Genomic DNA, 13,216 nt, shown 5'->3' on the forward strand with positions numbered 1-13,216 from the left:
AAGCCAACTCAGATGTCACCTACTCGTGCAGCAGACCCGACATGGGTGATGCCATGCGCGGTGAAGAACGCGCGGGGCGCGGCGTGGCCGTGGGTTGGTGGTGCGGGACACTGGCCCGGTCGAGCAGGCCGGCGTCACCGTACTTGCCGTGACGGCTGACCCACTTGGACGCGCACTGCCGCGAGATCCCCATCTCAGCGGCAACATGCGCGATCGGACGCGTCCGGCACCGCTCGATCAGACGGCGGCGGCCTTCACGGACAACGGGGCATTACGGTGGAGCATCGGACGGGTCTTTCTGCTCGGCGAAGATCATGGTTTCGGCTCCGCCGACAGCGGCGTCGGACAGGCACCGTTGGTAGCGGCTGTGCACCCGAGCGGACAGGTGACCGCGGCCCGGACAGGCCGCGTCCGCCGCGGTAGTGCTGGCGTGGATCCGCACGAACTGTCCCCGGCGTGTGACCTGCTCGATGCAGAGGTCGGCCAGATGCGGAAGCGGCAACGTCAGATCATGATTATCACGCCGATGTCATGATCAACTATTGAGTCCAGTCCATGATCACCAGGGCGCCCTCACGGACTTTGTGCCAGAGCCAGTATTCACTGACACTTGTGGCGGCGCTGGCGTTGTTCCCCGAGGGGATCTCGTCCTCCACCATCGCGCGCGTCGGCTCGATTGTTGGGTTGGTCACGGTGGTGGTGATTTCGGTCGTCGATCGGAGTAGGTGGGCGGCTCTGGCTCGGCTTGCCGGTGAAGATGTGCCGCCGGCGCCAGCCGTGGTACCCACCGTGGCCGTTCGGCTGGGACGGCTCGGCGCAGCGTCGTAGTTGACTACTCGCGTGACGCATCGGGCACCGCCGAAACGGTGGCCGAGATCGAGGCCGCAGGCTCCCGCGCTATCGGCAGAGGTAGGTGGCCTGGTCGAGGGTGTTGCTGGGAGTTTGAGGTCGTGATGGTGAGCGCGCGGATTGTCCTGTGCGACTACTCGGCCGGATCCTTCGCGATGTGTGATCACGGCAGCCGGTGCCCTCGGTGATCGAGGCTCGAGGTGCGAATACTTGTGATAGCCACATTGATGATCATGTTCAGTGATACTGGTTTTGATGTTTGCCCGACAGGCATGGCGTATCCTCCTCGGTCACTGATGGATCGGTTGGGGGTTTCGTGCGCGATAGGGATCGACCTGGTCGGGTTGTGCGGTTCTGGCGGACGGTGGAGATGTTCAGTCCGCAGGGTGTGCCCAAGGTGACTGAGGTCAGTGTCGAGAGAGGTGGTGTTCTCGACGTCGGGCCGAATGAGCTCGCGCCGTGGGAGAAAGGCCATCCGCTCACGACGGCCCGTTTACCGAGCGACAGGACCTGGCAGTTCACTGTGTATGGCGGTCGGTATGACATCGGCGCCGCGCGCAGGGACCTTGTCAGTGTGTTCGGTTCGGACAGTAAGCCGGATGACGGCCGTTCCGGTGGTGATACCGCCTTGTTCGCGTTCACCCTGGATGCGGAGGGGCGGATGCTCGCGGACACGGCGGTGTTGTCGTCCTGTGCGTGGGCGGTCGGCAGGTTGCGATCGCGGGGTGCGGGAGATCCGACCTGGTTGGACGGGTTCGACGTGGAGGAGCGCGCTTTCAGTTCTGCGCTCAACAGGCTGGTGCCGGCGAAGCCACAGCGGACTGAGGCCGCGGGCGGGGGCGCGGGGAATGGGCTGGGAAATCACGCCAGAGGCGCGGTTCGGGAAGCGGTCACCGCTGCCGTGCAGGAGGCGGGAGTCGCGGTTGGTGCGGTGACGGCGTCGACGGTGGGGTCGGTCGCCGGATCGGTGGTCGGGGGCATCGCGGGCAAGGCGACGAGTGCGTTTGTCGGCACGTTTCTCACTCCACCCGGTCGTGGTGTGGCCGGGAACGGGACGTCGACGGCGGGTGCACGGCCGGTGGTGCCCCGGCTCCAGATCACGGGACGTTCGCTACACGAGTTCGTGGCGGACCTGGCGGTGGAGTTGAGTGTGGACACCGGGTTGCGGCCTGCCGGTGTGCGGGTGGAGTGCAGAGTGGTGTCGGTGCGGGGCGGCGAGGAGGCGGAACCGGCCTTCCTGAACAGCTTCATCGCCAACGATCTCGCACGGATCGAGACCGCCGTCCGCGTCGATGATCGTGGGGCGGCGTTGCGTGACTATCTCAGCGACGCCGAGGACATCTCGATCGATGACCGGGTCGACGTGCGTACCGCGCCCGCGGCGACGGTGTCGGGTGTGGCGCCGGAGCGCACACCAGCGGGACGGTGGCCGACGGCCACCGCGCGGCCGCTCGTGGTGAGTCAGCAGTTCGCGGTCAACCAGATCATGAGCGAGTTGGCTCCTGGCGAGGGTGTGTTCGCGGTCAACGGCCCGCCCGGGACGGGGAAGACGACCACGTTGCGGGATGTGCTGGCGGCGATCGTCGTCGAGCGTGCCGGACGATTGGCTGCGTTGCGAGATCCGACTGATGCGTTCACCAGTGTGCTGGAGAGAGTTCAGCTGGCGCCGAAGTACACGGCCACGGTGCGCGCAGTTCGGCCCGAGTTGACCGGTTTCGAGATCGTGGTCGCGACGGCGAGCAACGACGCGGCGGAGAACGTGACCGCGGAGGTCCCCGGCATCGCGGCGGTCGGTGGCGCGGAGGCGGACGCGCTGGCCGTTGACTACTTCACCGCCTTGGCGTCCCATGTGCTCGGCGGCGAGGCGTGGGGCATGGTCGCGGCCGTGCTGGGCAACATGAAGAACCGGGCCGCGTTCGTTCGGCGGTTCTGGTACGGCGACACCGTGCCCGGCAAGAAGGACACCGAGCCGGTCGTCGGGATGATGCAGATCCTGCGCGAGGTCCGCGAGAATCCCGACGGGGTCCCCGACTGGACAGCGGCGGTGACGGCGTTCCGAGCCGCGGAGAAGGAAGTGCGGCGGCTCGCCGCCGAGCGGCAGCGAGTCGCGGACCGGATCGACGAGTTCGCGCGCGTCCAGGCGGCGGTCCCCGGCATCAAGGCAGCGGTGCGGGACGCGGCCGCCAGTTGCGAGGAGATCCGCGATCTCGTGGCTACGCTGACGGAGGCACTTGAACGGGCAAGCAACGCCTTCCAGGACGCCGACGACGAACTTGAGCGCCATGTCGAACACAAGCCCGGCTTCTGGATCGTGCTCGCGACCTTCTTCCGCGCGGGCCGGCGGTGGAACACTGACTACGAGCGGTTGGCCGGGTTACGCGCCGAGACGAAGAAAGTGCGTGACGAGTTGACCGCTGCGCTGTCCTGGCGCAAGTCCGAACAGGCCGCGGCGCTGCTGGTGCGGCAGCGGTGCGAAAACAAGCTTCGGGACGCCGAACACGCCATGGCCGCTGCCCGGGTGGACATCGACGCGGCGTGTGCGCGGTGGCCCGGCACAGTGCCGTTCGGCGAACATCGTGAGGACGACGAGAAGCTCCAACTCAGCGCGCCGTGGGCCGACGAGGAGTTCACGGCCGCCCGCAACCAGGTGTTCCTCGCGTCGTTGCGGCTGCACAAGGCGTTCCTGCTCAACGCGGAGCGCATGATCCGAGGAAACCTCGCGGTGATTATCGCCTCTCTACGCACCCGGCTTCAGATCGGGAAGGAGACCCTGCTCGCCGCGTGGCAGGCGTTGTTCCTCGTCGTGCCGATGATCTCGACCACCTTCGCGTCGTTGCCCCGGTTGTTCGGCGGGCTCGGTCGGGAGAGCTTCGGCTGGTTGTTCATCGACGAAGCCGGGCAGGCGACACCTCAGCAGGCGGTCGGCGGGCTGTGGCGATCCCGCCGCGCGGTGATCGTCGGCGATCCGCGACAGCTCGAGCCGATCGTCACGCTCCCGTCCACCGCGCAGGACGCCATACGCGACTACCACCGCGTGGCCGAAGAATGGACACCGGACGGCACGTCGGTCCAGCGCGTCGCCGACCGGTTGGCCAGACACGGCACCTACCTGGCCGAGCCGGATGGCGAGACCACGGTCTGGGTCGGCGCCCCGCTGCGGGTACATCGCCGCTGCGACCACCCGATCTTCACCGTCGCCAACACCATCGCCTACGGCGGCGACCTCATGGTCTACGGAACCGCCGACCGCGACGCCTTTCCCGGCGAGAACCTCTGGCTGGACGTCCCGTCCGGACAGTCCCGCGGCAACTGGGTGCCAGCCGAGGGCCAGGCACTGGCCACCGTGCTCGACGAACTGGCCATGCACGGCGTGCAGAAGGAACAGATCCGCGTGATCAGCCCGTTCCGCGACGTAGTGCAGGGCAGCAAAGAGACCGCACGACAGGCCTTCGGACGCGCCTTCGTGAACAAGAACGTCGGCACAGTACACACCGTCCAGGGACAGGAAGCCGACGTGATCATCCTCGTGCTCGGGAGCGCCCCGGGCAACGAGCGCGCACGGGCCTGGGCCGCCGAGAAACCGAACCTGCTCAACGTCGCCGTCTCACGCGCCAAACGCAGGCTGTACGTCATCGGTGACCACCGCCGGTGGCGTGTTCAACCCTATTTCAGCGTGCTGGCGACAATCATCGAACACCGGTCAGCGCCGCTTCCCGAACCACATTGAATCACAAGAAAGCGTGGAGCTGGCCTGCTGTGCCGGGGTCAGCCTCACGAAGCGGATCTCAGGGTCTGCGCTTTCGGGTCGCACCTCTTGTTGCGGTTGGGTTCGGCGTCGTACAGGCTGCTGCGACGTAGATGCACCACTGCGTAGGTGTTGATGTGTCGGAGAGGCAGGGTCCGTCGAGTTGGTCGAAGATCGTCACCGGGATCGCGCGCCGGGCCGGGACGCCCGGGTTGTCCACACACCTTCCGCTACTTGCGGCTGACTGATCTGGCCCGTGCCGGCTGGAGCATCGGCGAGATCGCTCAATACGCCGGGCACGGCGACTTGTCCACGACGTTGAAGTACATCCACCTGTCCGGGCGAGAGCGGGCCACCAAGCAGCACAAAGCCACCCGCTCGCTGCACGCCGACCGCGAGCGCCGCCTCGCCGCGCTGGTGGAGGCATGGTGAACACGCTCACCGACGCCGAGCGCCAGGCGCTCGCGGTACGCGCCTACGACTTCTTCGCCAATGCCAACACCGGCTCGCCTGCGCCCGCTGCCCCTTCTACCTCCCAAAAACAATCCAGCGTCGGCCAATTTCTGACCGCCAAGGACGGCGTCGACCAAATGCTCGAACGCCTCACCCTCGCCGACGACGAACGCGCCGCCCTCGAAGGCGACCGCGACGCCCTTGCGGCCTTGGCCGACCGGCTCGCGAAGGTGCCCATTCCGGCCGGGCCGACTCCAGAGGAACTCGGTACCGACCGCGCCTTCGTCTCATTGACCGCAGTTCAGGACAGCATCACGGGAGAGAACGCGTGATCAACCAACTACTCATAGACCGTCGCCGCCCGCATCGCGTTCTGAACGACCTCCCAACCGTTCCACGGGATCGGGACACCTCGATCGGCGTAGTAACCATCACAGTCCGCCAGCCAGGCAGCCAACGACTCCAGGTAGTCCGGAAGCGAGTGGTTGTCCCAGTTCGCGGGTGGGCCGGCGGACCAGTCCGCCACCAGTGCACGCACCGTCGCCACGAGCCGTTCCTTATGACGCACCGCTGGCGCCGACGGGCAACCGGGAACCCCGCAGTCCTCGTCAGGATCCGCGTTCGTATCGGTCATCCCGTGCTCGAACTCGTAGTGGAAACACACGTAGTGCATCCGTTCGAACATCTCGTAGTTGTCCCGGCCCGACCGCACTGGCCGCCCGCACCGTCGACACGTCGGGTCACTGCTGCTGTCATCAGGCACCAGCAGATCATCGCAGATCAAGACGTGCTGGTCAGCTTGAATACCGCAGACCTGCCGCACGCCCACCCATGGGAAAGCCGGTCGCCTACCGACAACCGTTGCCTGATATTCGCAATGAACTTGCCCGTTCCGCGGCAACTCGTACTGGAACCGATCTCCGAGGCCGACTTCGAGCCGGTCTCGTATGGGTTCCGACCGAACCGGTGAGCCCAGGACGCGATCGCTGAGATCCATCATTTCGGCACCCGTGGCTATCAATGGGTGTTGGATGCTGACATCGAGCGTGCTTCGACCGGATCGACCACGCGGCCCTGATGGACCGGGTGCGTGACCGGGTGAAGGACAAACGCGTACTGGCGTTGGTCAAGGCGTTCCTCAAAGCCGGGATCCTTACCGAGCTTGGCGAGAACACCGACACTCTGACGCTGATTGATCTGGCATGGTATGCGTCACCATCGTCAGGGGGAACAGCCGTGAGCGACGGGCCCGGCAGCGGCACGGTTGGTGTGTGGTCGGTGCCGGTGATCCAGGACGTGCTGGAACGTGCCGGCGCCTTGGGGCGCGGGCAGCGGGTCGCGGGGGTGACCGTCGAGCAGTTGGCTGGGTCCGGTCTGGTGGGGCAGGTGCGTCGGTTGCGGGTTCGGTACCACGGGACATCGGATGCGGGGCCGTCGTCGCTGGTGCTAAAGGAGTGTTCGTCCGCGTTCGCGGAGAGTGTGGAACTGGCCAGGGTGGAGGTGGGCGCCTACCAGGTGGGTGTCGCGCGCCTTGCCGGGGTGGACGTGCCGAGGATGTACTCCCTCGACGCCGATGGGCATGACGGAGGCCAACTCCCGTGGCTGCTCATGGCCGATCTGGGTGACGACGGTTTTGTGCGGCAGATCGACGGGTTCACCGATGAGCAGGCCTTCCGCGCGGTGGTCGAGGTGGCCAAGCTGCATGCGCGGTGGTCCACCCAACCACCGCCGGCGGCGGAGTGGCTGCGAACGCCGGTTGACTCGCTGGTCGCGGCCTTCTGCCGACGGTGGATGCGTTCCTACACCGAGGACTGGCCCGAGGTGCTCGGGCCCGTGCCGACGTTGTTGCGAGACGGTTTCGACGGGGTGGCCGCTCAGCTGGCCGATGCGGATCGCACAGTCGCGCACGGGGATTTCCACAGCCAGAACATCCAGCTCACTCCTGACCGGTGCACACTGATCGACTTCCAGTTCGTCCAGCACGCGAGCGGAATGCTTGACGTGGCTCGGCTGCTGGCGACCAGTCTCACGACCGACGTGCGCCGCGCGATCGAGCATGATCTGCTGCGGGTCTATGTCGACACGCTGGGATCGCTGGGTGTCAACGACTTCGACCTCGGCCGGTCCATGGTGGCGTTGCGTGCCGGGTTGTTGTGGAACTTCAGCACTCCGCTGGCGCTGCACCTGGTCACCATCCAGACCAGAGGCACCCGCTGGCCGCGGCGCCTGCCGATTTTGGAGCGATGTCTGAGCGCGGCCCAGGACTGGGACGCGCTCGAGTTGCTGCGGTGACCCGGGTGGGTGCGGCTCGGGCCGCCGCAACCGATTGGGTCGAGCGGAACGTGGCGAGGCTGCCCTGGTTCCACGGGGCCTATTTCGCCGGCTCGACCGTAGGACTGCCCGACCAGGCGGAGCTGCCATCCACCTCGGACATCGACGTTGTCATCGTGAGCAACGTGCCCAAACCTCCGGCCAAACCGGGGAAACTGCGCCACGGGGGAGTGCTGGTGGAGATCAGTTGCCGGCCTTGGCAGCGGATCGTGGTGGCCGAGGATGTGTTGGCCTCGTACCACCTTGCGGGCGGCTTACGCACCGACACCGTGATCGCCGATCCCACCGGGGAACTGCGCAAACTTCAGCACGCGGTCTCCTGCGGGTTCGCCGAGCGGCGATGGGTGCGTGCGCGCTGCGCCGACGCACGGCGCCGCAGTGAGGCCCTGCTTCGTCGTATCGACCCGGCGGCGCCGTGGCACGAGCAGGTGACGAACTGGTTGTTCGGCACCGGCATCACGACGCACGTGTTACTGGTCGCCGCACTGCGCAATCCCACGGTGCGGCTGCGTTACAGCGCGGTGCGCGACCTCCTCCAGCGCACCGGCCACACGGAATGGCACGAACGGTTGCTGGCCATGCTTGGTGCCGACCGGTTGACGGAAACAACGGTCCGACGGCACCTCACCGACCTCGCCGAGGTGTTCGACACCGCGGCCGCCCTGGCACGCACACGTTTTCCCTTCAGCGCCGACATCACGCCAACGGGTCGGGTCATCGTCGTCGATGGCGCACGTGAGTTGATCGACTCAGGTCACCCGCGACGACCCCGGTGATGTTGGCGTACGACAGTCCATGTCGGACCAGGAGGAGTTCGCGTCTGGTAGGACCGGTCACGACGCGATCTCCGCGGTGACGGGCGCGGCGAACAGGCTGGGGATGTGGTCGAAGTCGGCGTCCAGTCCACGGGTGAACCGGTGGTGCACATGGGAGAGCACGGAATCGAAGAGCTGCGTGGGTATCTGCGCGCCAGCCGCGATGAGCTCGTTACGGTGTTGTTCGAACGCGGTGAACCAGTCCCGGTACCGGCGGACCTGCCGGTCCTGGCTCGGCCACCGCTCGTGAATGATCTGCCGCGCCACCGAGAAAGGGCTTGGTACCTCCCGCTGGGCCGCGCGCGGGCTGCTCGCCATGGACCCGGCTCTTACCGACGCCAGCGGAATTTGGGTGCCGTGAAGACTAGTAGCGTGTCGCGGCTAACTCTTGGGGATCACGTTGACCTGCCAGTGCGACGCCAGGACGGCGGCCCGTCCCGAATCGATCGTCATGCCACGATCTTGCCGCAGTCCGGCGTCGCATCACGATGTCATGGCTGGGCGTCGAGCCATTCCGCGAAGGTGGGCCCGCCAGCTTGGCGTGCGCACCGGGCAGGAGGCCGTCGCCCGTGGCGTACTCGGCGTCCGGCATGGCGATGTCGTCGACGTCGACGACCGTGACGCCCGCCAGGTTGTCCCGCTCGTGCACCTGCGTGGCGCACGAGACCAGGGTGGGCCGATGAGGCGGCTCAGGGTTCGAGGTCGGTCACGCCCTTGCCGGTCCGGATGTCGAACGGCACGGACGCCTGGTCGTGCGTGATCAGCCAGCCCTCGGCGGTCCTCCGGAGACCGAGGGTGGCGCGCACCCACATCCCGTTCGTGGTGGTGCCGTCCCGCAGCGTGCCGCTGAGCCTGCCGAACCCGTGCGCGAACGCGACGTCCCCGCCCACGGTGACGGCCAGCTCACGCAGCTCGTACTTCACCTCCTGGAAGAACGTGAACACGTTCGTCCAGTTCCTCAGCTTCGCCTCGACTCCCACGTGCTCCAGCGGCGGCTCGACGTCGAAGGACACGACGTCCGTGGCGTAGAGCCGCCGCAGGGTGTCGAGGTCCTTGGCCTGGATGCCCTCGACGATTGTTCCGATGTGCTGCCCGATCTCGATCTCGTTCCGGTCCATGCCCCTATGACGAACCAGCGCCACGAAACGTCAGACGGCCTGACGATCGGGGGCGCCGTCTCGTCGGAACGGCGAGGGCACCGACGTGAGGAGCGACCATGACCGACCCGCCGGACGCGGGGTGCGCGATCATCAGCGAGCGGCGCCACCTGATCAACCTCGCCTACCGGCTCCTCGGGTCGGTCGCCGAGGCCGAGGACGCCGTGCAGGAGACCTACGCCCGGTGGTACGCCATGTCCCGGCGGCAGCAGGAGGCGATCGCCTCGCCCGGCGCGTGGCTGACGACCGTCGCGAGCCGCGTCTGTCTCGACGTGCTCGGCTCCGCGCGGGCCCGGCGTGAGCGGTACGTGGGGGAGTGGATCCCCGAGCCGCTGCCCGACCACACCGAGTGGGCGGGCACCGTGGCCGACCCGGCCGACCGGGTCACCCTGGACGAGTCGGTCAGCATGGCGTTCCTCGTCGCACTCGAGGCGATGACACCCGCCCAGCGCGTCGCGCTGGTCCTGCACGACGTGTTCCGGTACTCCTTCGCCGAGATCGCCGGGATCACCGGCCGCACGCCCGCGGCGTGCCGGCAGCTGGCCTCGTCGGCCCGTCGCCGGGTCCGCGACACGCCCGCGGCGCCCCCGGCCCGGCGGGCCCGGCTCGTCCGGGAGTTCCGGCTGGCGTGGGAGGCCGGTGACATCGACGCCCTCGTCGCCCTCCTCGACCCCGACGCCGTCGCGATCGCCGACGGTGGCGGGTTGGCCAGCGTGATCTCCCGGCCGAACACGGGCGCCGAGCAGATCGTGGCCTCGCTGGTCCACATCGAGGACCGGCTGCGCACGATGACGTTCCTGGAGCGGACGGTCAACGGCGAACCCGGGCTGATCGCTCAGGTGGACGGCGTCACCGTCACCGTCTACTCGTTCGAGGTCCTCGGCGACCGGATCACCCGCATCTGGGCCGTGCGCAACCCCGAGAAGCTCCGTCAGTGGACGACCGGCTGACCGGTGCGCCAGTCCCACTCGGTGAGCGTGGTGCGCATCAGCCGGGCGGCGGTCGACAGGTGGTGGCCGGCACCCCAGGACAGGGTGACGACGCGGTGGCAGTCCGGGCTGTCGACCGGGAGCCAGACACCGGGGATCTCGGCGGCGAGGCGGCGGGGACGAAACCGACGCCCAGCCCCGCGCCGATCAGGTCGGCGATGGCGCGGTGCTCGTCGACCTCGCAGACGATCCTCGGGGTGCGGCCACGCGCGGCGAAGAGCCGGTCGAGCAGCCCGCGGCCCCGGTGCCCCTCGCGGGCGGTGATGAAACGGCTGGTCGGCGAGGTCGTCGACGCGCACCGACGACCGGCCCGCCAGCGGGTGATCACGCGGCACTCCGGCCCGCGACGACAGCCGTGTCCCGGACACGCTCGCCACCGACTCGCCGACGTGGCGCCGGCGGGACGCCGTCCGAGTGCGTGACCTGGCCTTCCGCGTGGGCCGGCGACACGGCGGCCGCGGCTGGCTGATCGATGGTCTGCCCTTCGACCCGGCCCGCACCGACGTCACCACCTTCCTCGGCGACGTCGAGGTGTGGCGGCTGATCGCCGACGTCCACCACCCCGTCCACCTGCACCTGGTCGGCTTCCGCGTGCTCCCCCGCGGCGGTGGCCCGCCCCTGCCGCACGACGCGGCCGGTGTGGGTCGCGCCGCTGGGAGCGGCTGCGGTTGATTTGTCGATCGTCGGGCTTTGCTGGGTACTCGGCATCTGGCGCTCAGCGGTGCTCCTGTTGAGGTGTTGAGGCTGGCGCGTCGGTTGTTGATCTTTGCGAGTGTGGTGGCGCTGAACGTGGCGGACCGCTTGTCGCCGGGGAGTACGGCAGGGCGGCTTTCGCCTCGGTGGGTCCTTTCTGTTGATTGGTTGGTGCGGAATATCGGTGACGGGCACTCCCGGCCGTTCTCTCGTCGAGGAATGCCGAGGGCAAGCGGATCGAACAAGGAGGTGACCAGAGCCTGGCGCCTGACCATCCGCTGAGTCCATGGCCAACGGTGGTGGAGTCCGCTTCACGAGCGGGCGCCACCACCGGCGGACTCGGACGTTGTCAGACCTGCCGCAGCGTCACTACTGGAATGACCCGTCGGGTGCTTGCCTGGTAGCCAGCAAAGGCCGGCGCCCGCTCGACCACTTCGGCGAAGAGCCGGTTCCGATCCCGAGGTTCGGCGATCTCCGCGACCGCGTGGTATCGGTCGATTCCGTTTGCGCTGCCGACCTCCACGGTGACCTCAGGGTTCTTGCGAATGTTGTGGTACCAGTTCGGATGGGTGTCCGCGCCGCCCTTGGACCCGATCACCACGGTGGCGCCATCCAGTTCGATGGCCACCAGCGGCACGGTGCGCCGCTTGCCCGTCTTCGCGCCGGTGGTGGTCAGGAGCAGCATGGTGGAGCCGGCGAACGGGCCACCCACCTTGCCGTCGTTGGCCAGGAACTCCTCGACCACGCGCTCGTTGAAGTCCCTCATGTTGGCCAGGAAGTCCTCGACAACGCTCTTGTTGTAGTCCAGCGGACGGGACGACTGTTCGGCGGACATGAATTCCTCTCCGGGTGGCATGGGCATTCGTGTGTCCCCGTTTCTCGCGCTCCTGGTAACCCCCACGTCCCGGGCCTGCGTCGAATAGCGTTCCCCTCGGGCACCTTAACACCGCATTGATTGCGGCAGCAACGATACCTTTCGCTGTGCAGGATTATCGGTGCATGCGCGCGCCCTTGAGCACCTTGTCCACGACGTTACGGGGTCCGTGCACCGCCAAACCGACAAGATCCAGCTGATCGCAGGGACCGGCGCGAACGGCGGCCCGGTTGTCACGATCGTTGCCGGTGACGAACAGGTCGGTGGCGTAGTGGCCGGCGAGGTCGGTGACCAGCTCACCCACCAGTCCGTGTCCTCGATCCGTACCCCGGTCACCGACCGGGCCTGGCGCTACCTACCGACCAGCTACTTGCTGTGCACCCGAGACCGCGCGATCCACCCTGCTGCGCAGGCGGTCATGTCCGCACGCTGCGACCAGGTGCACCGGCTCCGCCCGGTGCGCGCATTATTCTCGTACTGGTGACGAACCGGCGAGCGCACGAAATAGCCGAGGAACCGGGACATTTTCTGTCGGCGCGACGCGCCTGCGTGCGCGGGCGCCGCGTGCGGAACCTGATCAGCTCCGTCGTTCGAGTTCTGCTGTCGATCGGCGTGCTGACGGTTACCATCATCAGCAGAGATCCGTTTATCATAATTTTTGGGATCATTTTCTTTGCGGCGGGATTATCTTCTGTAGTCGCAGTGGTGCGCGAGCTGGTCGATATTCGCAGGACGCGGCGGGCATGGAATCGTGCGGCGAGCGGCGACGTGCGGGAGGTGCTGGTCGGGATCGCGTTGCCATGGGTGCGGATGACGGCCGACCATCCGGTACACACCGTCGTCGTCCCCGAGGCCGGACAGGCGCGGTTCGTTCGTTTCGCGGTAACCCACGAGAATCCGCGACTGGCCCCTGGACCCGTCGAGGTGGACCTGTTCGACCCCGAGAAGGTGCGTGCCCCGGCGCGACTTCGCCCGTCGAACGGGCCGGTGGTCTGGGCGTTCGCGAAGCGGAACGGAGGCCTCGCGCTCACCGGAAAACCGTGGAACCTCGAGGATGGCTGGCAAACGTCGTGGCGGGACGACTGGCCGGACTACATCGAGCACACCGACCCCGAATTCGACGGCTATTCCAAGTACCGCAGTGGTCGTGGCGGATTCGGCGACGGCGACGGGGATGGTGGCGGCGGGGAGTAGCTCGACAGTTCTGGGCACCCACGTCCGACCCCGATCCGCGACGGCGAGATGGGCGGCCTTGCTCATCGGCGTCAGCCACTACACCCACGCCGCCCTGCTGCCCTTGATCCCCAGGG

The 13,216-nt window shown here is 67.5% G+C and carries 14 protein-coding genes and 2 pseudogenes; 9 read left to right on the forward strand and 7 right to left on the reverse strand.

Going from position 1 to position 13,216, the window contains the following annotated elements:
- Positions 1 to 79 precede the first annotated feature (79 nt).
- Positions 80 to 285: pseudogene (locus ACYVIP_RS34870) on the reverse strand (helix-turn-helix domain-containing protein); the annotation flags it as partial.
- 327 nt (positions 286 to 612) lie between these two features.
- On the opposite strand from ACYVIP_RS34870, the gene ACYVIP_RS34875 reads away from it, so the two are divergent.
- From ACYVIP_RS34875 to ACYVIP_RS34890, 4 genes are all read left to right on the forward strand, one after another.
- A complete protein-coding gene (locus ACYVIP_RS34875; protein ID WP_460404247.1) occupies positions 613 to 828 on the forward strand; it encodes a hypothetical protein in 216 nt (71 codons plus the stop codon).
- 1,099 nt (positions 829 to 1,927) lie between these two features.
- Positions 1,928 to 4,576, forward strand: a complete 2,649-nt coding sequence (locus ACYVIP_RS34880) for a DEAD/DEAH box helicase (RefSeq protein WP_460404249.1) — start codon at positions 1,928 to 1,930, stop codon at positions 4,574 to 4,576.
- Between the two features lie 153 nt (positions 4,577 to 4,729).
- Positions 4,730 to 5,026: a tyrosine-type recombinase/integrase gene (locus ACYVIP_RS34885; protein ID WP_460404251.1), complete on the forward strand. Its 297-nt coding sequence runs from the start codon at positions 4,730 to 4,732 to the stop codon at positions 5,024 to 5,026.
- Positions 5,020 to 5,379, forward strand: coding sequence for a hypothetical protein (locus tag ACYVIP_RS34890; protein ID WP_460404253.1), 360 nt, complete (start codon positions 5,020 to 5,022; stop codon positions 5,377 to 5,379). Before ACYVIP_RS34885 ends, ACYVIP_RS34890 begins: the two co-directional genes overlap by 7 nt.
- Positions 5,380 to 5,387: 8 nt before the next feature.
- Here ACYVIP_RS34890 and ACYVIP_RS34895 read toward each other — a convergent pair whose 3' ends face one another.
- Positions 5,388 to 5,759, reverse strand: a complete 372-nt coding sequence (locus ACYVIP_RS34895; RefSeq protein WP_460404255.1) for a DUF7660 family protein — start codon at positions 5,757 to 5,759, stop codon at positions 5,388 to 5,390.
- Between the two features lie 524 nt (positions 5,760 to 6,283).
- Between ACYVIP_RS34895 and ACYVIP_RS34900 the strand changes: the two genes are divergently transcribed.
- Positions 6,284 to 7,339 (forward strand): phosphotransferase, encoded by a 1,056-nt coding sequence (locus ACYVIP_RS34900; protein ID WP_460404256.1) that lies wholly within the window; start codon positions 6,284 to 6,286, stop codon positions 7,337 to 7,339.
- Entirely contained in the window at positions 7,336 to 8,154 is an 819-nt protein-coding gene (locus ACYVIP_RS34905; RefSeq protein WP_460404257.1) for a hypothetical protein, read from the forward strand. Before ACYVIP_RS34900 ends, ACYVIP_RS34905 begins: the two co-directional genes overlap by 4 nt.
- Positions 8,155 to 8,211: 57 nt before the next feature.
- On the opposite strand, the gene ACYVIP_RS34910 is transcribed toward ACYVIP_RS34905, so the two are convergent.
- The gene (locus ACYVIP_RS34910) at positions 8,212 to 8,511 is read right to left on the reverse strand and encodes a hypothetical protein (protein ID WP_460404259.1); all 300 of its coding nucleotides are present in this window, start codon (positions 8,509 to 8,511) and stop codon (positions 8,212 to 8,214) included.
- A 371-nt stretch (positions 8,512 to 8,882) separates the two neighbouring features.
- Positions 8,883 to 9,311 (reverse strand): YybH family protein, encoded by a 429-nt coding sequence (locus ACYVIP_RS34915; RefSeq protein ID WP_460404262.1) that lies wholly within the window; start codon positions 9,309 to 9,311, stop codon positions 8,883 to 8,885.
- 98 nt (positions 9,312 to 9,409) lie between these two features.
- Here ACYVIP_RS34915 and sigJ point away from each other — a divergent pair, with 98 nt between their 5' ends.
- Positions 9,410 to 10,300 carry an RNA polymerase sigma factor SigJ gene (sigJ, locus tag ACYVIP_RS34920; protein WP_460404264.1) on the forward strand — a complete coding sequence of 297 codons (891 nt, stop codon included), beginning with the start codon at positions 9,410 to 9,412 and terminating at the stop codon, positions 10,298 to 10,300.
- A 37-nt stretch (positions 10,301 to 10,337) separates the two neighbouring features.
- On the opposite strand, the gene ACYVIP_RS34925 is transcribed toward sigJ, so the two are convergent.
- Entirely contained in the window at positions 10,338 to 10,667 is a 330-nt protein-coding gene (locus ACYVIP_RS34925; protein WP_460404266.1) for a LysR substrate-binding domain-containing protein, read from the reverse strand.
- Between the two features lie 86 nt (positions 10,668 to 10,753).
- Here ACYVIP_RS34925 and ACYVIP_RS34930 point away from each other — a divergent pair, with 86 nt between their 5' ends.
- Complete coding sequence (locus ACYVIP_RS34930) at positions 10,754 to 11,011, forward strand: multicopper oxidase domain-containing protein (protein ID WP_460404268.1); 258 nt, start codon at positions 10,754 to 10,756, stop codon at positions 11,009 to 11,011.
- A gap of 370 nt (positions 11,012 to 11,381) precedes the next feature.
- Here ACYVIP_RS34930 and ACYVIP_RS34935 read toward each other — a convergent pair whose 3' ends face one another.
- Both ACYVIP_RS34935 and ACYVIP_RS34940 read right to left on the reverse strand, forming a co-directional pair.
- A complete protein-coding gene (locus tag ACYVIP_RS34935) occupies positions 11,382 to 11,867 on the reverse strand; it encodes a nitroreductase/quinone reductase family protein (protein WP_460404270.1) in 486 nt (161 codons plus the stop codon).
- Between the two features lie 154 nt (positions 11,868 to 12,021).
- Positions 12,022 to 12,177, reverse strand: a pseudogene (locus ACYVIP_RS34940) (DUF2000 family protein); the annotation flags it as partial.
- 209 nt (positions 12,178 to 12,386) lie between these two features.
- On the opposite strand from ACYVIP_RS34940, the gene ACYVIP_RS34945 reads away from it, so the two are divergent.
- Positions 12,387 to 13,100, forward strand: coding sequence for a hypothetical protein (locus ACYVIP_RS34945; protein WP_460404272.1), 714 nt, complete (start codon positions 12,387 to 12,389; stop codon positions 13,098 to 13,100).
- Positions 13,101 to 13,216: the final 116 nt, after the last annotated feature.

This window comes from Actinophytocola sediminis (assembly GCF_054779715.1).